This is a genomic window from Burkholderia sp. 22PA0099 (genome assembly GCF_047497165.1).
Lineage (GTDB): Bacteria > Pseudomonadota > Gammaproteobacteria > Burkholderiales > Burkholderiaceae > Burkholderia.
In genome coordinates this window covers 3,466,405-3,489,075 of the sequence record NZ_CP163164.1, presented here as the reverse complement: position 1 = coordinate 3,489,075, position 22,671 = coordinate 3,466,405, and the positions used below count along the sequence as shown (strand labels likewise).

Sequence of the window (22,671 nt, the reverse complement as noted above, 5' to 3'; positions counted from 1 at the left end):
TTCGACAGGCGGGCTATTCCGGGTTGCGAAATCGGGCCAATTATTTCTCGATTTTTTTTTGATAGTTTGGCTTCGGGTCGAATCAGACGAGGAATGCATCATGGATATGAATTGGATCGCCAGCGGCGCCGTATTACTCGTGATGGTCGTGTTGTCGGCCTATCGCGACGCACTGAAGAACGAACCGATCAGCCGTTTCGGACTCGAGGGCGACGCGCTCGTCGAGGAGTTCGACTGATCGCCGAGGTGCGCCGGGGCCGCCCTGGTGGCGCATCCCGGCGCGCCGACGCACACGCCGTATCAACGGGCCGCGCCGCCGTCGCGGCCCGCAATTTATCCGGGATTTCATCACCATGCTCAAAGTCAAAAAGGCCGTGTTTCCCGTTGCCGGACTCGGCACGCGCTTTTTACCGGCGACCAAGGCCAGTCCTAAGGAAATGTTGCCGGTCGTCGATAAACCGCTGATTCAATATGCGGTCGAGGAGGCGATTAATGCCGGCATTACCGAAATGATTTTCGTGACCGGGCGCAGCAAGCGCGCGATCGAGGATCACTTCGACAAATCGTATGAGATCGAGGCCGAACTCGAAGCGCGCGGCAAGGACAAGCTGCTCGAACTCGTGCGCGGCATCAAGCCGAGCAACGTCGATTGCTATTACGTGCGCCAGCCCGAGGCGCTCGGCCTCGGCCATGCCGTGCTGTGCGCCGAGAAGCTGGTGCACGGCGAGCCGTTCGCCGTGATCCTCGCCGACGATTTGCTGCACGGTGAACAACCCGTGCTCAAGCAGCTCGTCGACGTATTCAACCACTATCACAGCTCGGTGATCGGCGTCGAAACCGTCGCGCGCGAGGACACCCGTTCGTACGGGATCGTCGAGGGCCGCGAGTGGGAAGAAGACGTGATCAAGCTGTCGGGCATCGTCGAGAAGCCGGCGCCGGAAGACGCGCCGTCGAACCTCGGCGTGGTCGGCCGCTATGTGTTCATGCCGAGCATCTTCGATCATCTGCGCCGGATCAAGCCGGGCGCGGGCGGCGAGCTGCAACTGACCGATGCGGTGCAGTCGCTGCTGGCCGACGAGCAGGTGCTGGCGTATCGCTACTTCGGCACGCGTTTCGATTGCGGCAGCAAGATCGGTTACCTGAAGGCGACCGTCGAGCTGGCGCTCCAGCATCCGGAAGTCAGCCGCGAATTCGAGGCCTACCTGCGCACCTGTCTGGCCGTGCTGGCCCAGGCCGCCTGACGGGCCGCACTTACTGTTTCTTCACGTCCATGTGGTGTGGTTGTTGCATTCGCCCCGGCTTCGCGCCGGGGCTTTTTTGTGGGTGCTGTTCGGGAAGGAATTGCCGGGCAGTGGGCGCAAGCCGCCGATCGCAATGACGTGAAGGACGTGGCTTGCCGACAGGGCCTGCGATGTCGCCAGCGACGATGCGTAGCGGTACGGCATGCAGGCGGTGCGACCGGGCCGGTGCGCCTGCAATGCGCACGACATGGCGCTACTCCATCGCCCTCGCCAGTCGCTTCGCACACCGCATCATTGCCCGCGCACGGCCGTCGCCGGAAACGCGCGCTGCAGCCCGCGCTTGACCGGCTCGCGATAGCCGAGCAGCCGCCGCTCGAAATACCGCCACGACAAATGCGCGAGGCCCACCGCCACGGCGAACTGCAGCACGACCGGCAATGCGTCGTCCACCGCCGGCGGCAAATCGAGCCGCGCGTCGAGCGCCGGCCACACGCCGAAGTGCGACGGAATCAGGTTGTGGAACAGGTAGAAGCCGTAGCTGATCGTGCCGAGGTAGGCGAGCGGCGTCCACTCGAGCCCGTCGACCATCGGATGATCGGGCAGCGCCACCACGCACAGCAGCAGCGCGCCTAGCGCGGCGCCGAGGCCGACGTCGGCGAGCCCGTCGTCGATGCCCGATAGCGGCGGCGCCCATGCCGGCAGCGTGACGAGCAGCGCCACGGCGGCCGTCGCGAGCCACGGCAGCCAATGCGCGAGCGGCGCACGCATGATGCGCAGGCCGGCCAGGCCACCGGCCCGGTTCGCGGCGATCCCGCCGATGCCGCCCAGCGCGATCAACGAGAAATTCCAAGGCGAGAACGCATAGATCAGCACCTGCGACGCGTTCGCGTCGTACAGCAGCAGATGGCCGGCCGCACCCAGCGCGACGGCCACCGCGCAACACGCCAGATGGCGCGAGGCGCGCGTCGTCAGCAGCACGACCGGCGCGGCCAGATAGAACTGCTGCTCGACGGCCAGGCTCCAGAAATGCGAGGTGCTGCCCGGCCAGCCCTGTTTCACGACGCCGATCCAGAAGTTCGACAGAAACACCGCATGCCACGCGAGGCCGAGATCGACGCCGCGCTGGTACACCGTGGCGTGCGCGATCGCGAGCGCGGCGAGCAGCAGGTAATAGACGGGGTAGATGCGCAACGCGCGCTTGGCGAGGAACAGGCTCAACGCGTAGCGGCGGGTGGACGTGCCGTGTTCGACGGCGAGCCGCGCGCGGTGCAGCTCGCCGATGATCAGGTAGCCGCTGATCAGGAAAAACAGCCACACGCCGAGCTGCCCGACATCGATCGCCTCGACGTGGGCCTTGTGAGACAGGAAAACCAGAATGACGGCGACGGCGCGCAGGCCGTCCAGACCTCTCACGGTTTTGAGGTTGCGCATGCGAATGTCCGGGCGGAAAACGTCCTCAGTATAGGGATGCAAATATCGAACATAATTCGACGCGCCCGGCTTGCGTTTTGGCGCATCCAGCGCGCGTGGCAGGGCATCGCGCCGGCACAAGACAACAAAACCTGCCGAAAACCCGCGAATTACGCATAAAAGTGCTGCACGAAGCGTCACGCCGCTTGTAGAATCCGGCCTTGGAGCATGCACATTGCGTGCTTCGTATCCAACGACCACACCAGGTAGGAGAAAAATGGCGACTTCCGCAAAAAAGGTGGCTACCAAGGCTGCCGCACCGGCGAAGAAAGTGACGGCAAAGAAGGCAGCCGCGCCGGCTAAGAAAGTAGTGGCGAAGAAGGCAGTCGCGAAGGCGCCTGCCGCTCCGACGCCGATCAAGGACAGCTTCACCAAGGCTTCGCTGGCTACGCACCTCGCCGAAAAGGCTGAAGTCGAGCTGAAGACGGTCAAGGCCGTGCTGGCCCAGCTCGAAAACGTGATTCTCGGCTCGATCCACAAGAAGGGTCTGGGCGAATTCACGCTGCCGGGCCTGCTGAAGATCTCGGCAACGGCAGTCGCAGCGAAGAAGAAGCGCTTCGGCAAGGACCCGTTCACGGGTGAAGAGCGCTGGTTCCCGGCCAAGCCGGCAAGCGTGCGCGTCAAGGCACGTGCGCTGAAGAAGCTGAAGGACGCCGCAGCGTAAGCGAAGCGTCGAGCAGGACGGGGAATTGCCGAGAGGCCCAGCTACACGGTGCCATCGACGCAGCCCAAAAAGATCCCCGCGTGCGGCAAGCGCGCGGGGATTTTTTTATGCGCGCGCGGCGCGAGCGAAGGCGGTGGACGAGCGAGAGCGGCGGCGCAAAACGCGCGGGCGTAAAAAAACCAGCCGTCGGCAAAGCTTCGGGCTGGTTTGATCGTTCCGGCAACGCACGGCACCCGAAGGCGCCGCCGTATTGCCGTGAAGCGGGTATGGCTTAGAACTTGTGGCGCAGACCCAGGGCGACGATCTCTTGCGAGCTCGTGCCGGCCAGGCCGTACGAACCGATCGAAGCTTGTGCCGTTTGCGTCGTACCGTTGGCCAGACGTTGCGTGCCGCTTGCGTGTTGGTACGCGCCGACCAGGTAGATGTCGGTGCGCTTCGACAGCGAGTAGTCCGCGCCCAGCGAAGCTTGGTGGTACTTGGCTTCCGTGTCGCCGCTTGCCTTCGTGTACGAGTAGCCGAGGCCCAGCAGGATAGCCGGCGTTGCCTGGTACGTGGCGAATGCGCGGCCCGTGTTGAACTTCTCGGTCGATGCGAACGACGAGAAGCTGTCACGCTTGTATTGTGCGTTGGAGTAGCCGAGGCCGACCGTGAACGGGCCGAATGCGTATTGGCCTGCAACCTGGCCGATACCGATCGACTTCGCGTTCGTGTAGCCGCTGTTGATCGGGCCGTCGAAGATCGCGTCCGACGAACCGCCCCAGTTTGCGCCACGTGCCGTGCCGTACAGGTTCGAAGCCTGGTAGTAGCCGCCGGCGATGCCGATCGGGCCATTGTTGTAGGCCACGGCTGCCGACCACGTTTGACCCGAACCGTTCGAGCCTGCCACGCCGCCCAGGGCGTAGAAGCCTTCGAATTGCAGGCCGGCGTACACCGGCGACGTGTACTTGATGGCGTTGTTCACGCGCAGGCTGTTGTCGTTGTTGTCGACGTCGCCCGGCGTTGCGAACACGCTGCCGAAGTAGTTGTCTGCCGTCACGGCCTGGACCATGTCGACCAGCGGGTCGTATTGGCGGCCCAGCGTCACGGTGCCGAACTGGTCGCTTTGCAGGCCGACGAATGCCTGACGGCCGAACATCCTGCCGTTTTGGCCCAGCGTGCCGTTGTTGGAGTTAAAGCCGTTTTCCAACTGGAACACTGCCTTCAGGCCACCGCCCAGATCTTCCGCGCCCTTCAGGCCCCAGCGGCTGCCCTGAATGTTGCCGCTGTTCATCTGCCAGCCGTTGTTGCCCGTACCGTTATTGCCGTGCGAATACAGGATTGCCGTGTCGATCACGCCGTACAGCGTCACGCTCGATTGAGCATGGGCTGCGCCGGCAGCGCCGAGGAGTGCCAACGAGAGGGTAGACAGAGCGAGTTTTTTCATAGGTAGTTTTCTCCACGCAAAGTGATTCGTTATTTGTTGCGAAATGGAGAATAGCGCAGTGCGTATCGCGCAAGAAACCCAAAAAAATAAAGTGTCTCCAAAACGTCACAACGGTAAAAAGTCCTTTGGTATCAAGCAATTGCGAAATTATTGCAATTGCGGGAATAAAGGCGAATTGACTCGTTGAGATTGTTGTGAGAATTGGGGATCGTAGTGTTGGCGGGGCGTAAGGTGGCGGTTTCGAGGCGAAAAAGCACGATGCCAAACGTTTGCGCGCGATGTTTCGGTGCCTTGTCGCGAGCGCATCCTGCCGATACGGCGGCGAATGCGTCGATTGATTAAGGGAAAACCCCGAGAGGTTCGAGTGGGGCGAATCCGGGGCGATTCACCCGTCACCGAATCAGGACGAGATGGGCGGTTGCGGGGGAGATGGCGGGTTCGATTGCGCCAATCGCGCCTCGGCGCGCGCGTGTTCGGCGTCGCCGCGGGCCGCCGCGAATTCGGCGCCGAGCAGCAGCACCGCCGCCGAGAAATACAACCACATCAGCAATACCGCGAGCGAGCCGGCCGCGCCGAACGCACTGGCGGTACCCGCATGCGCGAGATAAATCGCGAACAGCTTTTTGCCCGCCGAAAACAGCACGGCCGACACGACGCCGCCGGTCAGCGCATCGCGCCGTGTGACATGTGCGTCGGGCAGGAATTTCAACAGTGCGGCGAACGCGCAGGCAAGAATCGCGATGCCGACCGTGAACTGGATCACGTTGCCGATCACGACGAAACGCGTCGTGCCCCACAGCCATTTGCCGACGATCGTGATCGCCGTATCGAGCAACAGCGACACGATCAGCAGGAAGGCCACGCCCAGCACCAGGCCGAACGAGATCAGCCGCACCCGCACCAACCCGAACATCGACGACCAGCGCTTTTCGCTGGTCGGCCAGACGATGCCGAGTGCCGTATTCAGCGACGAAAACGTGGCCGATGCGCCGATCGCCAGCATGGCGAACGAAATCGCGGCGGCGACCCCGCCGTTGCTGTCGCGCCGATGCGCGTTCTCGACGATGGTCTGCACGCCGGCGGCCGCCTCGTTGCCGATCAGGCTGTGAACCTGGTTGAACACTTCGCCGCGTGCGGCGTCCGCGCCGAAGAACCAGCCGGCCACGGCGATCACCATTACCAGCATCGGCGCCAGTGAAAACGCGGAATAGAACGCGATGCTCGCGGCCATCGTCGTGCAGTGGTCGTTCGAGAAGCGTTTGAACGCGTCGAGCGCCCAGTTCACGTTGGTCTTGACGAGCTTTTGCGGTGGTTGCGAGAGCAGGGGCTTCATGGGCTTGAGCGCGGGGCGCGGCGAGCGCGCCTGAAAAGTTGTTTTGCGATCGGACGCATTCTGTCCCGAAAAGTTTATTCGATCGGGGGCGAAACCGGCCGCGTCATGAGCAAAGGCCATCGAGGCGGAGCACGGGCGAAACACGGGCGGCCGGTACAAGGCAGCCGGTCGCCCATTTGGCGCGCAAACGCCGTGCCCGCGCTCGGTGCGGTAGGGCGCGGCGGCTCGCGCCCCGAAACCGTGCGAATGCCGGTAAGCTGCGGGATTGATTTCCCGCATGCCAACCGATCCTACCGATCATGACAGACGTATCCCCCCGACATCCGAACCCGATTCGCTGTGAAATCGACCTCGACGCCGATGGCAAGCATGCAGGTTATCTACGCCTGCCGCATTCGGTGCATCGTTCCGCATACGGCTGGCTGCCGGTGCCGGTCGCGTCGATTCGCAACGGCGAGGGGCCGGTGGTGCTGGTGATGTCGGGCAATCACGGCGACGAATACGAAGGGCAGATCCTCACCTCGCGACTGATTCGCGAGTTGGAGGCCGAGCAGGTGCGCGGCCAGATCATCGTGCTGCCGATGGCCAATTACCCGGCCGCCGAGGCCGGGTTGCGCACGTCGCCGCTCGACGGCGGCAACCTGAACCGCACCTTCCCCGGCGATCCCGCCGGCACACCCACGCAAATCATTGCCGACTATATCGAGCACACGTTGCTGGCGCGTGCCGATTACCTCGTCGATCTGCATTCGGGCGGCAGCTCGCTGCTGTATCACGGCGGCAACCTGATCGCGCTCGAACCGCGCGACGCCGACGAGGCGCGGCACGTGAAGGCGGTGTTGAGCGCGTTCGGCATGCCGCGCGCGTACCTCACCGCGCCGAATCCCACCTATGCATCGGCCGCCGCGCGCCGTCAGGGCGCGATCTCGATCCTGACCGAACTGGGCGGCGCCGGCATGACCGATGCGACGTTGCTGCGCCAGGGCTGGCAGGGGTTGCTCAACTTCCTCGGCTTCATCGGCGCGGTGCATGGCCCGCTGGTGCCGGACGGCCCGCCCGCCGTCACGCGCTTCATGAGCACGAGCGGCCCGAGTCATTTCGTGTTCGCCTACGAGCAGGGTGTCTACGAGCCGCTCGTCGAGCTTGGCGATGTGGTGCGCGAAGGGCAGCCCGCCGCGCGCATCCATTTCCCCGACACGCCGATGCGCGAGCCGGTCGTGCATGTCTTCGAGGCGAACGGCGAGGTGGTGTGTCGCCGCGTGCCCGCGCAAACCCAGCGCGGTGATTGCCTGTTCCAGATTGCGGAGCCGCGCGACGCGCAGTGAGGCCGTGGGGCGTTTCGAATCGGCAGGCCGGCGCATTGTCGCCGGCCTGTTTGTTTTTGGCCGCCTTAATGGCTCGTTATGTTGTTATATATACAACGAGACCGAGTGAAATCAATCGCATTCGTCGCGAATTGAATGTCAAACGATGTGGAGAATCGTTAAATCAGAGTGGTGCGTTATGTATTTACAAATACAGCGAAGTGGATGAAATTCGCTGAAATCCTTTGTCGACAAGGGTTTGAAGGCGGCGGTGCGCATGCAGGCCGATTTCCGGGGTCATGAATTCGTGTCGATCCGACTTTCCATCTGCAACGCCATTTCCTATAAACAAAATGGCGCAATGTTGATTTTTTCGACATGCGACCGTGGAATGGACGGCGTAAAATCGTCGTGCAATTCCGTCGTCATACGAATTACGTTCCTCAATACCTCCTCGCCGAGACCACCATGCTCCACATGTCCCGGCGCCAGTTCTTGAAGGTGACCGCGTCTACGCTCGCCGGATCGAGTCTCGCCCTGCTGGGATTCTCGCCCGACGCCGCTCTCGCGGAAGTTCGCCAATACAAGCTGGCGCGCAGCGTCGAAACCCGCAACACCTGCCCGTATTGTTCGGTCGGTTGCGGCATTCTCATGTACTCGCTCGGAGACGGCGCCAAGAACGCCAAATCGAGCATCATCCACATCGAAGGCGATCCCGACCACCCGGTCAATCGCGGCACGCTGTGCCCGAAGGGCGCGAGCCTGATCGACTTCATCCACAGCCCGAGCCGGCTCACGCAGCCCGAATACCGCGCCCCCGGTTCCGACAAGTGGGAACCGATCTCGTGGGACGCGGCGCTCGACCGCATCGCGAAGCTGATGAAGGAAGATCGCGACGCGAATTTCGTCGAAACCTCGGCCGATGGCAAGAAGGTCAACCGGTGGCTGACCACCGGCATGCTGGCCGCCTCGGCCGGCAGCAACGAAGTCGGCTATCTGACGCACAAAACCATCCGCAGCATGGGGATGCTCGCATTCGACAACCAGGCACGTGTCTGACACGGCCCGACGGTGGCAGGTCTTGCCCCGACGTTTGGCCGCGGCGCGATGACGAACCATTGGGTCGACATCAAGAACGCAGACATCATCCTGGTCATGGGCGGCAATGCAGCCGAAGCCCATCCTTGCGGGTTCAAATGGGTCACGGAAGCGAAGGCGCACCGCAAGGCGCGGCTCGTGGTCGTGGATCCGCGCTTCACGCGCACGGCATCGGTGGCGGATTACTACGCGCCGATTCGTACCGGCACGGACATCGCATTCCTCGGCGGGGTGATCAACTACCTGCTGACGAACGACAAGATCCAGCACGAGTACGTCAAGAATTACACGGATTTCCCGTTCATCGTCCGTGAGGATTTCGCGTTCAACGACGGAATCTACTCGGGCTACAGCCCCGACACGCACACCTATCCCGATAAATCGACGTGGGATTACGAGCGTGGCGACGATGGCTTCGCGAAGGTCGATCCAACGCTTGCGCACCCGCGCTGCGTCTACAACCTGCTCAAGCAGCATTATTCGCGCTACACGCCCGAGATGGTCGAGCGCATCTGCGGCACGCCGAAGGACAAGTTCCTCAAGGTGTGCGAGATGCTGGCCACCACGGCGGTGCCGGGCCGCGCCGGCACGATCCTCTACGCGCTCGGCTGGACGCACCATTCGGTCGGCGCACAGATGATCCGCGCCGGCGCGATGGTGCAACTGCTGCTCGGCAACGTCGGCATACCCGGCGGCGGCGTGAACGCGCTGCGCGGGCACTCGAACATCCAGGGGCTGACCGACCTCGGCCTGATGTCGAACCTGCTGCCGGGCTACATGACTTTGCCGTCGCAGGCCGAGCAGGATTACGAGGGCTACATCGCGAAGCGCGCCTCGCAGCCGCTGCGGCCGAACCAGCTCAGCTACTGGAAGAACTACCGCGCGTTCTTCGTCAGCTTCATGAAGTCGTGGTGGGGCGATGCGGCTACCGCCGAGAACAACTTCGGCTACGACTACCTGCCGAAGCTCGACAAACCGTACGATCTGCTGCAAACCATCGAGCTGATGGCGCACGGCGAGATGAACGGCTATATCTGCCAGGGCTTCAACCCGCTGGCGGCGGCACCGTCGAAGGCGAAGACGGCGATGGCGCTCGGCAAGCTCAAATGGCTCGTGGTGATGGACCCGCTCGCCACCGAAACCTCCGAATTCTGGAAGCCGCACGACGATTTCAACGTCGTCGACCCGGCCGCCGTGAAGACGGAAGTGTTCCGGCTGCCGACCACCTGCTTCGCCGAGGAACGCGGCTCGCTCGTCAATTCCGCCCGCGTGCTGCAATGGCACTGGCAGGGCGCGGACGGCCCGGGCGAGGCGCGCAGCGACCTCGAGATCATGTCGGGCCTGTTCCTGCGCATGCGCGAGGCCTACAAGAAGGACGGCGGCAAGTTCCCCGATCCGATCGTGAACCTGACCTGGCCGTACGCAAACCCGGAAAGCCCCACGCCGGAAGAACTGGCGATGGAGTTCAACGGCCGTGCGCTGGTCGATCTGACGGACGCCAAGGATCCGACCAAGGTGCTCGTCAAGCGCGGCGAGCAACTGGCCGGCTTCGCGCAACTGAAGGACGACGGCTCGACCGCGAGCGGCTGCTGGATCTTCTGCGGCGCGTGGACGGCGGCCGGCAACCAGATGGGGCGGCGCGACAATTCGGATCCGACCGGCATCGGCCAGACGCTCGGCTGGGCCTGGGCGTGGCCGGCGAACCGGCGCATTCTGTACAACCGCGCCTCGTGCGACCCGGCCGGCAAGCCGTTCGATCCGACCCGCAAGCTGGTCGGCTGGAACGGCCGCGCCTGGGGCGGCGCCGATGTGCCCGATTTCAAGGTGGACGAACCACCTGAAAACGGCATGGGGCCGTTCATCATGAATCCGGAAGGCGTGGCGCGCTTCTTCGCCCGCGACGGCATGAACGAAGGTCCGTTCCCCGAGCACTACGAGCCGTTCGAAACGCCATTGGCCGCGAACCCGTTCCATCCCGGCAACCCGCGTGCGCTGAACAACCCGGCCGCCCGCGTGTTCCCGGACGACCGGGCCGCGCTCGGCAAGCCCGACAAGTTCCCGCACACGGCCACCACCTACCGCCTGACCGAGCACTTCCATTACTGGACGAAACACGCACGGCTGAATTCGATCGTGCAGCCGCAGCAGTTCGTCGAGATTTCGGAAGATCTCGCCAAGGAGGTGGGCGTGGTGCATGGCGACAGGGTCAAGGTGTCGTCGAATCGCGGCTACATCATCGCGGTGGCGGTCGTGACCAAGCGGATCAAACCGCTGATGGTCGACGGGCACAAGGTGCAGACGGTCGGCATTCCGCTGCACTGGGGCTTCAAGGGGCTGGCCAAGCCCGGCTATCTCGCCAATACCCTGACTCCGTCCGTGGGCGACGGCAACTCGCAGACACCGGAATTCAAGTCATTCCTGGTGAATGTCGAAAAGGCATAAAGGGGAAACGAGATGGCATTGCAATCGCTGGACATCAGGCGGCTGTCCGCCACCACCACGCCGCCGCCCACGGCGCGGGATCCCGTCACGGGCACCGTCGCCAAGCTGATCGACGTATCGAAGTGCATCGGCTGCAAGGCGTGCCAGACGGCCTGCATGGAGTGGAACGACCTGCGCGACGAGATCGGCGAGAACGTCGGCGTCTACGACAATCCGGCCGACCTGACCGAGCATTCATGGACAGTCATGCGGTTCTCGGAATACGAGAACCCGGCCGGCGACCTCGAGTGGCTGATCCGCAAGGACGGCTGCATGCATTGCGAGGATCCGGGCTGTCTGAAGGCCTGCCCGTCACCGGGCGCGATCGTGCAGTACAACAACGGGATCGTCGATTTTCACGAGGAGAACTGCATCGGTTGCGGCTATTGCGTGACCGGTTGCCCGTTCAACATCCCGCGGATCTCCAAGACCGACCACCGCGCGTACAAGTGCACGCTGTGCTCCGATCGCGTGGCGGTGGGCCAGGAGCCGGCCTGCGTGAAGACCTGCCCGACCGGGGCGATCATGTTCGGCACCAAGGAGGACATGAAGCAGCAGGCGGCCGACCGGATCGTCGACCTCAAGGATCGCGGGTTCGCCAACGCGGGGCTGTACGACCCGCAGGGCGTGGGCGGCACGCACGTGATGTACGTGCTGCACCACGCGGACAAGCCGACGCTGTACCACGGCCTGCCCGAGAATCCGTCGATCAGCCCATTCGTGAAGCTCTGGAAGGGCATCGCCAAGCCGCTCGCGCTGGCCGGGATTGCGCTGACCGCGCTGGCCGGGTTCTTCCACTACACGCGGGTCGGTCCGAACGAGGTGACAGAGGGTGAGGAGGCTGCTGCCCGGGACGAAGCACGCCGGATCAAGGAGGACGTGAAATGAGCCACGACGACCCGAACCTGATCGTCCGCTACTCGGCGAACGAGCGCTCGAACCACTGGATCACCGCCATCACGTTCGTGCTGCTCGCGCTGTCGGGGCTGGCGCTGTTTCATCCGTCGATGTTCTGGCTGACCGCGCTGTTCGGCGGCGGCCAGTGGACGCGCATTCTGCATCCGTTCGCCGGTGTCGTGATGTTCGTGTCGTTCGCGATCATGGTGGTGCGCTACTGGCACCACAACCTGATCGACGCCGACGACCGTCGGTGGATGATGCAGATCGGCGACGTGCTGAACAACCGCGAGGAGAACCTGCCGCCGGTCGGGCGCTACAACGCCGGGCAGAAACTGCTGTTCTTCACGCTGGTGTGCTGCCTGCTGGTGTTGCTGCTGTCGGGTGTGGTGATCTGGCGGCGGTATTTCTCGATCTATTTCCCGATCGAGGTGATCCGTCTCGCGGCGGTGGCGCATGCGGCGGCGGCCTTCGTGCTGATCGCCAGCATCATTACCCACATCTATGCAGCGCTGTGGGTGAAGGGCTCGATCGGCGCGATGGTGCGCGGCACCACCACGCTTGGCTGGGCGAGAAAGCATCATCCGAAATGGTTCCGCCAGACCGTCAAGGAATCGAGGCGCACGCGTTAGCGCGGCGTTCCGGTGCATTGAGGCCGGCACGCGAAGGCCATCCCTCGGGATGGCCTTTTTCATTGCGGTCGATCACGGCCGACGATCGTGACGTTCGGGATGCCAGTGCCGGCCGGATCGTGTTCGGTTTCCGCCTTGCAATGGATCAAATTTCATCGGCTGTTTTCGGCGTCATTTGCGCCTGCATGCTAGTTTGGCGTCCTCGGTTTTCATTCACTGCGTTGCCGTTCAAGGCGGTTGCAATGCGTGAAATGTGAAAAGAGTCGCGCTGAATCGCCATCGATGATTTGGCGCGATATTTTGTTGTGCGATTCGCTTCCCATGTGCTTTCCTCGCGCGGTCGTGTCCTGCCAAGGCCATCCGTCGCGATGTTTTCCTCCGGTCTAACGCGGCGCGCGAGCTGTGTTCGCCTATTCGGGCGATTCCTGGCCTCGCATTGGCGAATGCTTGCAGGAAGCTGTATTCTTCACGGCGATGATGCATCAGCCTCCGCCGCCAAGCCGGCTCGCGGGCCGGCGTGCATTTCCGATCGGTCAACCCTTTCGCAGCGGCTGCCGCGTCCCGCGCAGGCCGGTTGCGGCAGCCGATTCCGGCGCGCAAATCGCGGCGCCGGCCAGACAGTTTCAGGTGATTCTCGTGACACAACGCATACTCGACCCGAATGACATCACGGCCCTCGATCATTCGGCGATTCCCCGCTTTCGTCTGCCCGAGCGCGCGAGCGCATTTGCCGAGCGCGCCGCGCGCCTGCGCAAGCTGGCCGACCTCAATCCGATCTCGGGCTATCTGCGCCTGATGGCGACGCTGGCCGACGCGCAGCATGCGGTGCTCGGCACGCTCGACGCACCGTTGCCCGATGCCGACGCGATCCGTCACGCGCAAACCCATTCGATGCCGATCCTGCCCGCCATGACGGGCACACGCGATCCACGCTGGCGCGACGTGCTGCAACGCCTGCTCGACAGCGTCGAACAGGGCGGCCTGGTCACGCCGCCGCTCGCCAAGCTGATCGACACGCTGCGCCTGAAAACCGCCGAGCAGCTCGACGCGCAGGCCGATGCGATCGTCGCGCTGCGCGTGGCCGAAGTGGAGCCGGCCTCCGCGCCGTTCATCGCGGCCGCGCTGCAGGTGGTCTGGACCGATCTCGCCTCGCGCGTGCAGCCCGCCGACGTGCCGTATCTCGATCAACCCGGCCTGTGCCCCGTGTGCGGCTCGCATCCGGTCGCGAGCGTGATCCGCATCGGCGGCAAGTATCAGGGCTATCGCTTCCTGCAATGCTCGCTGTGCACGAGCGAATGGCACATGGTGCGCACCAAATGTTCGCACTGCGATTCAACCAAGGGCATCGCGTATCACGGCATCGAAGGCGGCAGCGAGGCGATCAAGGCCGAATCCTGCGACGAATGCCATACCTATCGGAAGATCGGCTATCAGGACAAGGATTTCGCGTTCGAGCCGCTGGCCGACGATCTCGCCAGCCTCACGCTCGATCTGCTGATGAACGAGGCCGGCTACCGGCGCAGCTCGCCGAATCCGCTGCTGTGGCCCGAACTGCCGTCGTCCGACGCGTGAACGGAGAGGCGCCCTTGAGCGATACCGGCGTCAACGACCTGAACGCGCGGCTCGCGCGCGCGCCGTCCGTCGATCGCGTGCTGTCGTCGTCGGCCGTGTTGCCGCTCGTCGAGACGCATGGCCGCACTCGTGTGCTGGCTGCCGTGCGCGCCTCGCTGGACGCATGGCGCGAGACGGTGCGGCGTGATCCGGCAAGTGCCGGCACGCCCGACGAGGCCGGCATGGCCGCCGACGTGCGCGCCCGGCTCGCGGCCGCCGACGCGAGCGCGATGCGGGCTGTCTTCAACCTGACCGGCACGGTCCTGCACACCAACCTCGGCCGCGCGCTGCTGCCCGACGAGGCCGTGCAGGCCGTGGTGGCCGCGCTGACGCGGCCGATGAATCTCGAATTCGATCTGGAAACGGGCCGCCGCGGCGATCGCGACGACCTGATCGACGCGCTGATCTGCGAGCTGACGGGCGCCGAGGCGGCCACCGTCGTCAACAACAACGCGGCGGCCGTGCTGCTCACCTTGTCCGCGCTCGCCGTGCGCAAGGAGGTGGTGGTGTCGCGCGGCGAGCTGGTGGAGATCGGCGGCGCGTTCCGGATTCCCGACATCATGAGTCGCGCCGGCGCGCGGCTGCGCGAGGTCGGCACCACCAATCGCACCCACGCGCGCGACTACGCCGAGGCGATCGGCCCGCGCACCGCGCTGCTGATGAAGGTTCACTGCAGCAACTACGCGATCACCGGCTTCACGCGCGAAGTGACGATCGACGAACTCGCGCCGATCGGCCGAGAACGTGGCGTGCCGGTGGCGGTCGATCTCGGCAGCGGCACGCTCGTCGATCTCGCGCAATGGGGGCTGCCGCACGAGCCCACCGTGCGTGACACGATCGCGGCCGGCGCGGATCTCGTCACGTTCAGCGGCGACAAATTGCTCGGCGGCCCGCAGGCGGGCTTGATCGTCGGATCGCGCGAGCTTGTCGCGAAAATCAAGAAGCATCCGCTCAAGCGCGCGTTGCGCGTCGGCAAGCTGACGCTCGCGGCGCTCGAACCGGTGCTGCGGCTTTACCGTGCGCCCGAATTCCTGCGCGACCGGCTGACCACGCTGCGCCTGCTCACGCGTGCGCAGGCCGAGATCGCCGACACCGCGCAGCGCATGCTGCCGGCCATGCAGCGGGCGGTGGGCGAGGCCTTCGTCGTCAGCGCCGAGCCGATGTTCAGCCAGATCGGCAGCGGGGCGCTGCCGGTGGACGTGCTGCCGAGCTACGGGCTCGTGATGCGGCTCGCCTCGGGCAAGCGCGCCGGGCGCGCGCTCGGTCAGCTCGAAGCACGGTTGCGGGCGCTGCCGCGGCCTGTCGTCGGCCGTATTGCCGACGACGCCCTGCGGCTCGACCTGCGCTGCCTCGAAGCCGGCGACGAGCCGGCCTTCGCGGCGCAACTCGCGGCCGGAGATGCTCACTCATGATCGTCGGGACCGCCGGCCATATCGATCATGGCAAGACCACGCTGGTGCGTGCGCTGACGGGCGTCGACACCGATCGCCTCAAGGAAGAGAAGGCGCGCGGCATCTCGATCGAACTCGGTTATGCGTACACGCCGCTCGACAACGGCGAGGTGCTCGGCATGATCGACGTGCCGGGCCACGAGCGGCTCGTGCATACGATGGCGGCCGGCGCGTGCGGGATCGATGTCGCGCTGCTGGTCATCGCCGCCGACGACGGCGTGATGCCGCAAACGCGCGAGCATCTGGCGATCCTCGAATTGCTCGGTGTCACGCACGGCATCGTTGCATTGACCAAATGCGATCGCGTGGATGCCGCGCGCCGCGCGCAGGTATCGGACGAGATTCGCGCGTGGCTCGATGCCACGGCGCTGGCCGGTGCGCCGATCGTCGAAACCTGCGCGACGCAGCCCGGCGACCCGGGCGTCGCGGCGCTCGGCGCGGCGTTGCGCGAGCTGGCCGCGCAGTGGCGCGCGCGGCGCGACGACGGGTTGTTCCGGCTCGCCGTCGATCGCGTGTTCACGCTGGCCGGGCAGGGCACCGTCGTGACCGGCACCGCGTTCGCCGGGCGGGTTGGCGTGGGCGAGACGCTCAACGTTGCGCGCACCGGCGAGCCGGTGCGCGTGCGCGGCCTGCATGCGCAGAACCGGCCTGCCGAAATCGGCCATGCCGGCGAGCGCTGCGCGCTGAATCTGGCCGGCATCGACAAGGCGGCGCTGTCGCGCGGCGACGTGATCGCCGACGCGCGGCTCGCCGCCACTTCACCGCGTATCGACGTCGAACTGAGCCTGCTGGCCGATGCCGATCTGACGCTCGCGCACTGGTCGCCGCTGCATGTGCATCTGGGCACGCAGCACCATGTGGCGCACGTCGCGCCGATCGACATCGACACGTTGGCGGCCGGCCAGCGCGGGCGCGTGCAGCTCGTGTTCGACGTGCCGGTGTTCGCGATGCCGGGCGACCGCTTCATCGTGCGCAACGCCCAGGCGACGCGCACCGTGGGCGGCGGCCGCGTGCTCGATCCGTTCGGCCCCACGCACAAGCGGCGTGCGCCGGCGCGGCTGGCGTGGCTCGGCGCGATTGCCGCGTGGCTCGACGAAGGGCGCATCGATGCGCTGCTCGACGAGGCGCCGCTCGGCCTGCCGATCGCCACGCTGGTGCACCTGACCGGCTTGCCGGCCGAGCGCTTGCCGCTGCCGGAAAACGCCGTGGTGGTGCCGGGCACCGATGGCCCGCGCGCGATCGCACCGCGCCGCCGCGCGGCGTTCCGCGCGCGCGTGATCGAGGTGCTGGCGGCATTCCACGAGCGCTCGCCCGACGAGCCCGGCCCCGATCTCGATCGCTTGCGCCGGATGGCGTTGCCGCTGGCCGACGCCGCCCTGTGGCGCGCGTTGATCGAGACGATGGCGGGCGAGGGCAGCCTCGTGCGCGAGGGGCGCTGGGTGCGCCTGCCCATGCATACCGCGAGCCTCGATCCGGCCGACGAGACGCTCGCGCAGCGCCTGCTGCCGCTGATCGCGGCGGGCCGCTTCGATCCGCCGTGGGTGCGTGATCTGGCCGCCGCGACCGGCGCGCAGGAAGACGCCGTGCGCGTGCTGCTGCGCAAGCTGGCGCGGCGCGGTGACGTGCATCAGGTGGTGCGTGACCTGTTCTACGACAAGACGGTGGTGGCGGAGTTGGCGCAGCTTGTGACCGGGATGGCGACGGGGTGCACGGGCGGTGTGGATGCCGCTACGTTTCGCGATGGCACGGGGCTGGGCCGCAAGCGCGCGATCCAGATTCTCGAGTTCTTCGATCGCGTTGGGTATACTCGCTTTCACCGTGACCGGCATTTGCTGCGTGCCGAAGGTTCGGAGGTGGAGTCGGGTTGATTGCGGTGGTAAGTGCTGCTTCAGGTTTCAGCTTCAAGTTCGCGGAAGGCATTCGTATCCGGTGGTGCGGCCAGACTTCAAATCTGGTTGGGGACGTCAAACGTTCCTGGGTTGGTTCGACTCCAGCTGCCTTCCGCCATAAGGCTTTGCGGGGTTTCCCGTTTCGGAATTTCTCCCCATTCGTGTTCCGCAAAAGAGATCAGCGCGTCGGTTTTCGACTCCGCACCGCGTTTGCCGGTATTCCTCGATCAACCCCTTTGTTTGCGCGTCGCCACACACACGAAGGCACTCGACAAGCGGACTTGTCAGGCCGGTTCGTAGTGCGGAATCTTCTCGAGTTCTTCCGCCAGGCGATCTTTGGTTGTCGCGGTGTCGTGGTCGAGTTGCAGGCCCGTCCAGAATTCATCGCTCGTTCCGAAGTAGCGGGACAGGCGCAGGCCGGTATCGACAGTCACGGCGCGCTTGCCGGCGATGATTTCACCGATGCGGATCTGTGTGACGCCGATGTCCTTGGCGAGCCGGTAGGCGGTGATCCCCATCGGGGTCAGGAATTCCTCCTGAAGGATCTCGCCCGGAGTCGGATATTTGACTTCGCGTGGCATGGTGTTTTCTCCAGTCAATCAGTGGTAATCGACGATCTCGACGTCGGACGCGGTGCCGTTTTCGAACTTGAAGCACACGCGCCACTGGTCATTGATGCGAATGCTGAACTGACCCTTGGTTACCTTTGAGTGCTTCGAGCCGGTAGTTCGGCGGGATGCGCAAGTCATTCACGTTCGCCGCACGCTGGAGCATCGCAAGCTTGCGCATGGCAACCGTCTCGATGTTGGCGAATCGCGCAACGCGCTTGCCAGCGAACATCTCCGCGGTGTCGGGGCATTTGAAGCTCGAGATCATGAGGTGAATGCTGTCGCGTGGCGGTAGTGTCGTCAAACGATATTAATCAGACTGCAGCCACCCTTGGCGGTGTTTTCTGCGTTTCTCGGACCGGTTCGACTCCGGCTGCCTTCCGCCGCTCCATTCATTCCCCCATCCCCTCCCAAAACCCCCGCCGATCCACCGCCTCCGGCAACGCCTCCCCAATCCTTGCCCGAAATACCGCCGTATCCGCCCCCACCGCCGCGCGTTGCGCCACGATGCGCGCGATCGGCCCGATATGTGTCGCGAGCCGCCGCGCGGTGCGTTCCACCAACGCCGGATCGACAGCCGCCACCGCCGCCACCGTCGTACCCAACCCGCCGCCATCGCGCCGCGCCGCGCGCACGGACGTAATCCCCGACGCCGTCGCATCGCGCGCCAACAGCGCAGCGAACGCATGCCGCGCCGCATCGTCGGGCAGATGCCGCGCCAGTTCGGCGGCCAGCCCGTGCGAATCGGTGGCATGCGCCGCCGCGCGCCGCACCAGCCGCGACGCCACCGGGCCGACGTGGCTCGCGAGTTGCCGCTCGATCCGCGACAAAAATTCCGCCGGCCAATCGGGCACGTGCGCAGGCGCGCTCGCGAGGTCGGGCGGCGCCAGCGCCTGCCGCGCAAGCGGCACGGCCACCACGGTCTGATCGGGATCGCGCGGCGCGGCCAGCGTATCGAGCATCGCCAGCAGTTCGACGCGCCAGCCGTGCGCCGACGCATGACGCTCCGCCGGCGCCTTCGCGAGCGCCTTCAGCACCATCGCATCGAGCACGGCCGGCAAGCCCGGCACGCATGACGACGGCGCGGGCGGCATCGCGGTCAGCACCTGATGCATGGCCGCCGCCGACGAACCCGAAAACGGACAACGCCCCGTCAGCATTTCGTAGAGCACCACGCCGGCGGAAAACAGGTCGCTGCGCGCATCGACCTCGGCCCCGGCATATTGCTCGGGCGACATGTAGTTCGGCGTCCCGATCATCATGCCGGCCTGCGTCAGCCGGCCGGTATCGAGCTGGGCGATGCCGAAATCGGTGATCTTGCATTCGCCGCGCGGCGCGATCAGCAGGTTGGCGGGCTTGATGTCGCGATGGACCACGCCGGCCTCGTGCGCATAGGCGAGCGCGTCGAGCAACTGGCTGAACCACACCAGCACGCGCGGCAGCGGCATCACGGTGCCGCTGGCGGCATGCTGCGCGAGCCGGGCGGCGAGCGTCTCGCCGCGCACGTATTCGAGCGACATGAACGCCACGCCGTCGGCCTCGCCGTAGTCGAACACGCCGACGATATGCGGATGCACGAGCCGCCCGGCCGCGCGCGCCTCGTTGATGAAGCGCGCCGGCAGCTCGGCCTCGGCGGCCGCGCCGCTGGTGTCGTGCAGCAACTCGGTGCGGATCGTCTTCAGCGCGACCTGCCGCTGGATATGCGGATCGGTGGCGAGATAGACGGTGCCCATCGCGCCCCGGCCGAGCACGCGCTCGACCTGGTAGCGGCCGATCCGCAGCGGCAGCGCCTCGGTGCGCGCGATCATGGCCGCGAGCCGGGCGGGGCGGTGTCGCCCGCGCCGGTTTCGTCGAGGATCTCGAACGCGGTCACGAGGCTGGTGCGCATGCGGCCGAACGAGACGGCCAGCGAGGCGATCTCGTCGCTGCCACGGGTGGGCAACGCGACCTCGCCGAGCTGGCCGAGGCTCACCTCGTCGGCCGCGCGCGACAGCGCCTGCAAGCGCCGCGTGACGAGCAGATGCACCATCACGTTCAGCACGATCAGCACCACCGCGAACACCACGCTCAACGCCGCCATGAAGCTGCGCCACAGCGCACGGCCGCGTGCGATCGATTCGGACATCGGCACCGACACGAACTCCGCGCCGATCACGTCGTTCATCTTCCAGCCGAAGCCGTTGGCGGGGCCGTACTTGTCCAGCATGGTGCGCGGCGCGGCGGCGGGCGTGCTGTGGCACTGCATGCAGCTCGAATCGGTGATGCGGCTCGGCCGCGCGAGGAACAGCAGATGTTCGCCGCCGGGCGTGCGGCGCTGCCCGGTCACTTCCTGCAAGGCCGGCTGGTCGTGCAGATGCGCAATCACTTCGGCCTCCCAATCGCTGGGCCGGTCGCGCGGGTTGGTCGGGTTGACCATGGTCGAGCGGTACGAGAAGTTGGGAAACGTGCCTTGCAGCGTGTTGAGCATCTCGATCGCCGAGAACGCCGGCACCGATTCGGGCACGAAGGAATACTGGATCTGCGTCGACAGCAGCGGCGTGATGTGCTGCGCCGTGTAGTTCTGCATCGCTTCGGCCGCGCTCATCAGCACGTTGGCGTCGTGGCGCGTTTCGTCGAGCGCCTGCTGTTGCAGCACGCGGTCGGCGACGATGCCGGCCGCGGTTAGGCCGATCGCGAAGATCGCGACGAACACGAGGTTGAACTTGATGGCGAGTGACAGCTTCATGGGTGGCCGGAGAGCGAGGGGTAGACGGAGATCGGCTTGAAAATCGGCTCGACGACGGGCTTGACGTTCGGCTTGACGGCCGGCTTGAGAAGCGGGCGCGGCGGTGGAAACACCAGCACGCGCCAGTCGGGCAGCGCATCGACGTGCTGCTTCACCTCGGCGCGAAACGCCGGGTCCGACAGCCGCGAACGGAAGCGCGCCGCGAACCGCGTGGCCGGATCGGTGCGTACGGCGAGCGCGCTGTCGAGCCAGTCGGCCACATCGGCATAAGCCACCGGGCGCAGGCCGCGCGCGGGCGTGCCGTGGGTGGCGGCCGGCATCGGCAGCGGGCGCAGCGCGTCGCGGAAGCCCACCGGCATCGCGGCCACGAAGGCCGGGTCGGGGCCGCGCGACAGCGGCAGCGTCGCCCCCTGGCGCGGATGGCTGGCGTAGGCGGCGCCTTGCGCATCGATATGGATGACTGACGATTTGCCATGCGGTGCGCCCAGCGCGACAACCTGCGCCGCGCCGCGTTCGCAGAACACGGCGTCCACGCCGCCGCTTCCGGGCGCGGAGGCGATCACGAGCGCGGTGTCGTTGGCCGGCACGATGCGCGTGTCGGCCGTCTCGACCACCGGCGCGGCGCAGCCCGCGCCATTCCCCGTGCACGCCCGCACCAGCTTGAGCCAGCCGCGCAGCAGCGCGACGTGCGCATCGCGCGTCAGCATCGCACGCGTGCCGGGGCCGAACGCGAGCAGGTTGCCGTTCCCATCCTGAAGCTGGATCGCGCTGTCGGGCGGCGTCTCGACGATGTCGTCCTGCGCGAAGCGCTGGCCGGCCTGCGCCGTATACAGGCTGGCCGCGTGGATCGTCGTGACGGGGGCGCCCGACGGCTCGGCGCGCACCAGCGTCCAGTCGGCCCGCGCGAGCGGCGCGATAGCGAGCAACACCAGCGGCGCGAGCCGCAGCGCCGTATTGCCTGCCATCCGTTCGAAGGTTCCTGAAAGTTTCATGACGTGCGATGCAGTGAATCCGCGCCCGGTTGACGCGCGGGTACTGACTGAACAGCCGGCCGCGCCGGTTTATTCCATCGGCGTGCGAAGCGTGCGTTGCACCCCGCCACGGAATATCCGGCGCTTCCCGGGTGTTCTGATTCACGCAACCCGGCACGCAGGCCACGCCGGTTCGGCCGAGTGAAAAAAAGTGGAATAGACGGCGAGCCTGCGTTGTTCTGTGAACGTGGACGACGGTCGCGGCACGACGCAAGTCCACCGCGATCGGGGCGTGCCGGCTGGCCGCGTCGAATCCCTGAAACCCAAGCACCTGAAAGGAACCAGCGCATGGCAACGAGGCAGAGCAGTCAGAAATTCATTGCCCGCAATCGGGCGCCGCGCGTACAGATCGAGTACGACGTCGAGCTGTACGGCGCGCAGAAGAAAGTCCAGATCCCGTTCGTGATGGGCGTGATGTCGGATCTGTCCGGCGCCAATGCCGGCGATCTGCCGCCGATCGAGGAGCGCAAGGCGCTGGAGATCGACGTCGACAATTTCGACAGCCGCATGCAGTCGATGAAGCCGCGCGTCAATTTCAACGTGGCGAACACGCTGACGGGCCAGGGCAACCTGGAAGTGGACATCGCGTTCGAGAGCATGGACGACTTTTCGCCGGCCGCCGTGGCGCGCAAGGTGGAAGCGCTCGCCAAGCTGCTGGAGGCGCGCACCCAACTGGCGAACCTCGGCACCTATCTCGACGGCAAGGCCGGCGCGGAAAAGCTGATCGAGCGCGCGCTCAAGGACCCGGCGCTGCTGCAATCGCTGAGCGCGGCGCCGAAGCCCGCCGGCACCGAACCCGAACAGGAGTGATGG

19 protein-coding genes, 1 tRNA gene and 1 pseudogene are annotated in these 22,671 nt (G+C 65.6%); 12 read left to right on the top strand and 9 right to left on the bottom strand.

Annotated elements, in window-relative coordinates:
* The first annotated feature begins 100 nt into the window (after positions 1 to 100).
* Entirely contained in the window at positions 101 to 238 is a 138-nt protein-coding gene (locus tag AB4851_RS15210; protein ID WP_414441611.1) for a hypothetical protein, read from the top strand.
* A 115-nt stretch (positions 239 to 353) separates the two neighbouring features.
* Complete coding sequence (gene galU, locus AB4851_RS15205) at positions 354 to 1,241, top strand: UTP--glucose-1-phosphate uridylyltransferase GalU (RefSeq protein ID WP_414441612.1); 888 nt, start codon at positions 354 to 356, stop codon at positions 1,239 to 1,241.
* 21 nt (positions 1,242 to 1,262) lie between these two features.
* Here galU and AB4851_RS15200 read toward each other — a convergent pair whose 3' ends face one another.
* Positions 1,263 to 1,490 (bottom strand): hypothetical protein, encoded by a 228-nt coding sequence (locus AB4851_RS15200; RefSeq protein WP_414447908.1) that lies wholly within the window; start codon positions 1,488 to 1,490, stop codon positions 1,263 to 1,265.
* A 42-nt stretch (positions 1,491 to 1,532) separates the two neighbouring features.
* Positions 1,533 to 2,672 (bottom strand): acyltransferase family protein, encoded by a 1,140-nt coding sequence (locus AB4851_RS15195; protein ID WP_414447907.1) that lies wholly within the window; start codon positions 2,670 to 2,672, stop codon positions 1,533 to 1,535.
* Between the two features lie 256 nt (positions 2,673 to 2,928).
* On the opposite strand from AB4851_RS15195, the gene AB4851_RS15190 reads away from it, so the two are divergent.
* A complete protein-coding gene (locus AB4851_RS15190) occupies positions 2,929 to 3,375 on the top strand; it encodes an HU family DNA-binding protein (protein ID WP_414441614.1) in 447 nt (148 codons plus the stop codon).
* Positions 3,376 to 3,646: 271 nt separating this feature from the next.
* Here the strand turns inward: AB4851_RS15190 and AB4851_RS15185 are convergent, their stop codons facing one another.
* Positions 3,647 to 4,798, bottom strand: coding sequence for a porin (locus AB4851_RS15185; RefSeq protein WP_414447906.1), 1,152 nt, complete (start codon positions 4,796 to 4,798; stop codon positions 3,647 to 3,649).
* Positions 4,799 to 5,198: 400 nt separating this feature from the next.
* Entirely contained in the window at positions 5,199 to 6,131 is a 933-nt protein-coding gene (locus AB4851_RS15180; protein ID WP_414441971.1) for a YihY/virulence factor BrkB family protein, read from the bottom strand.
* Positions 6,132 to 6,430: 299 nt separating this feature from the next.
* Between AB4851_RS15180 and AB4851_RS15175 the strand changes: the two genes are divergently transcribed.
* The 8 genes from AB4851_RS15175 (at position 6,431) to AB4851_RS15140 (ending at position 17,612) form a co-directional block, all read left to right on the top strand.
* Positions 6,431 to 7,456: a succinylglutamate desuccinylase/aspartoacylase family protein gene (locus AB4851_RS15175; RefSeq protein WP_414447905.1), complete on the top strand. Its 1,026-nt coding sequence runs from the start codon at positions 6,431 to 6,433 to the stop codon at positions 7,454 to 7,456.
* Between the two features lie 447 nt (positions 7,457 to 7,903).
* Positions 7,904 to 10,975: a formate dehydrogenase-N subunit alpha gene (gene fdnG, locus AB4851_RS15170; protein ID WP_414447904.1), complete on the top strand. Its 3,072-nt coding sequence runs from the start codon at positions 7,904 to 7,906 to the stop codon at positions 10,973 to 10,975.
* 12 nt (positions 10,976 to 10,987) lie between these two features.
* Positions 10,988 to 11,902, top strand: a complete 915-nt coding sequence (gene fdxH, locus AB4851_RS15165; RefSeq protein ID WP_414447903.1) for a formate dehydrogenase subunit beta — start codon at positions 10,988 to 10,990, stop codon at positions 11,900 to 11,902.
* Positions 11,899 to 12,543: a formate dehydrogenase subunit gamma gene (locus AB4851_RS15160; protein ID WP_414447902.1), complete on the top strand. Its 645-nt coding sequence runs from the start codon at positions 11,899 to 11,901 to the stop codon at positions 12,541 to 12,543. The genes fdxH and AB4851_RS15160 overlap by 4 nt, the downstream gene beginning before the upstream one ends.
* A gap of 636 nt (positions 12,544 to 13,179) precedes the next feature.
* The gene (gene fdhE, locus AB4851_RS15155; RefSeq protein WP_414447901.1) at positions 13,180 to 14,115 is read left to right on the top strand and encodes a formate dehydrogenase accessory protein FdhE; all 936 of its coding nucleotides are present in this window, start codon (positions 13,180 to 13,182) and stop codon (positions 14,113 to 14,115) included.
* A 14-nt stretch (positions 14,116 to 14,129) separates the two neighbouring features.
* A complete protein-coding gene (gene selA, locus AB4851_RS15150) occupies positions 14,130 to 15,566 on the top strand; it encodes an L-seryl-tRNA(Sec) selenium transferase (protein ID WP_414447900.1) in 1,437 nt (478 codons plus the stop codon).
* The gene (gene selB, locus AB4851_RS15145; protein WP_414447899.1) at positions 15,563 to 17,473 is read left to right on the top strand and encodes a selenocysteine-specific translation elongation factor; all 1,911 of its coding nucleotides are present in this window, start codon (positions 15,563 to 15,565) and stop codon (positions 17,471 to 17,473) included. Before selA ends, selB begins: the two co-directional genes overlap by 4 nt.
* A gap of 43 nt (positions 17,474 to 17,516) precedes the next feature.
* Positions 17,517 to 17,612, top strand: a tRNA-Sec gene (locus AB4851_RS15140).
* A 166-nt stretch (positions 17,613 to 17,778) separates the two neighbouring features.
* On the opposite strand, the gene AB4851_RS15135 is transcribed toward AB4851_RS15140, so the two are convergent.
* The 5 genes and pseudogenes from AB4851_RS15135 to AB4851_RS15115 form a co-directional block, all read right to left on the bottom strand.
* Positions 17,779 to 18,075: a HigA family addiction module antitoxin gene (locus AB4851_RS15135; RefSeq protein ID WP_414447898.1), complete on the bottom strand. Its 297-nt coding sequence runs from the start codon at positions 18,073 to 18,075 to the stop codon at positions 17,779 to 17,781.
* A gap of 18 nt (positions 18,076 to 18,093) precedes the next feature.
* Positions 18,094 to 18,370: pseudogene (locus AB4851_RS15130) on the bottom strand (type II toxin-antitoxin system RelE/ParE family toxin).
* Positions 18,371 to 18,494: 124 nt separating this feature from the next.
* Positions 18,495 to 19,910 (bottom strand): serine/threonine-protein kinase, encoded by a 1,416-nt coding sequence (locus AB4851_RS15125; RefSeq protein WP_414447897.1) that lies wholly within the window; start codon positions 19,908 to 19,910, stop codon positions 18,495 to 18,497.
* Complete coding sequence (locus AB4851_RS15120; protein WP_414447896.1) at positions 19,907 to 20,827, bottom strand: DUF3365 domain-containing protein; 921 nt, start codon at positions 20,825 to 20,827, stop codon at positions 19,907 to 19,909. Before AB4851_RS15120 ends, AB4851_RS15125 begins: the two co-directional genes overlap by 4 nt.
* Entirely contained in the window at positions 20,824 to 21,819 is a 996-nt protein-coding gene (locus AB4851_RS15115; RefSeq protein WP_414447895.1) for a hypothetical protein, read from the bottom strand. Before AB4851_RS15115 ends, AB4851_RS15120 begins: the two co-directional genes overlap by 4 nt.
* A gap of 327 nt (positions 21,820 to 22,146) precedes the next feature.
* Here AB4851_RS15115 and tssB point away from each other — a divergent pair, with 327 nt between their 5' ends.
* Positions 22,147 to 22,668, top strand: a complete 522-nt coding sequence (tssB, locus tag AB4851_RS15110) for a type VI secretion system contractile sheath small subunit (protein WP_414441628.1) — start codon at positions 22,147 to 22,149, stop codon at positions 22,666 to 22,668.
* Positions 22,669 to 22,671 lie beyond the last annotated feature (3 nt).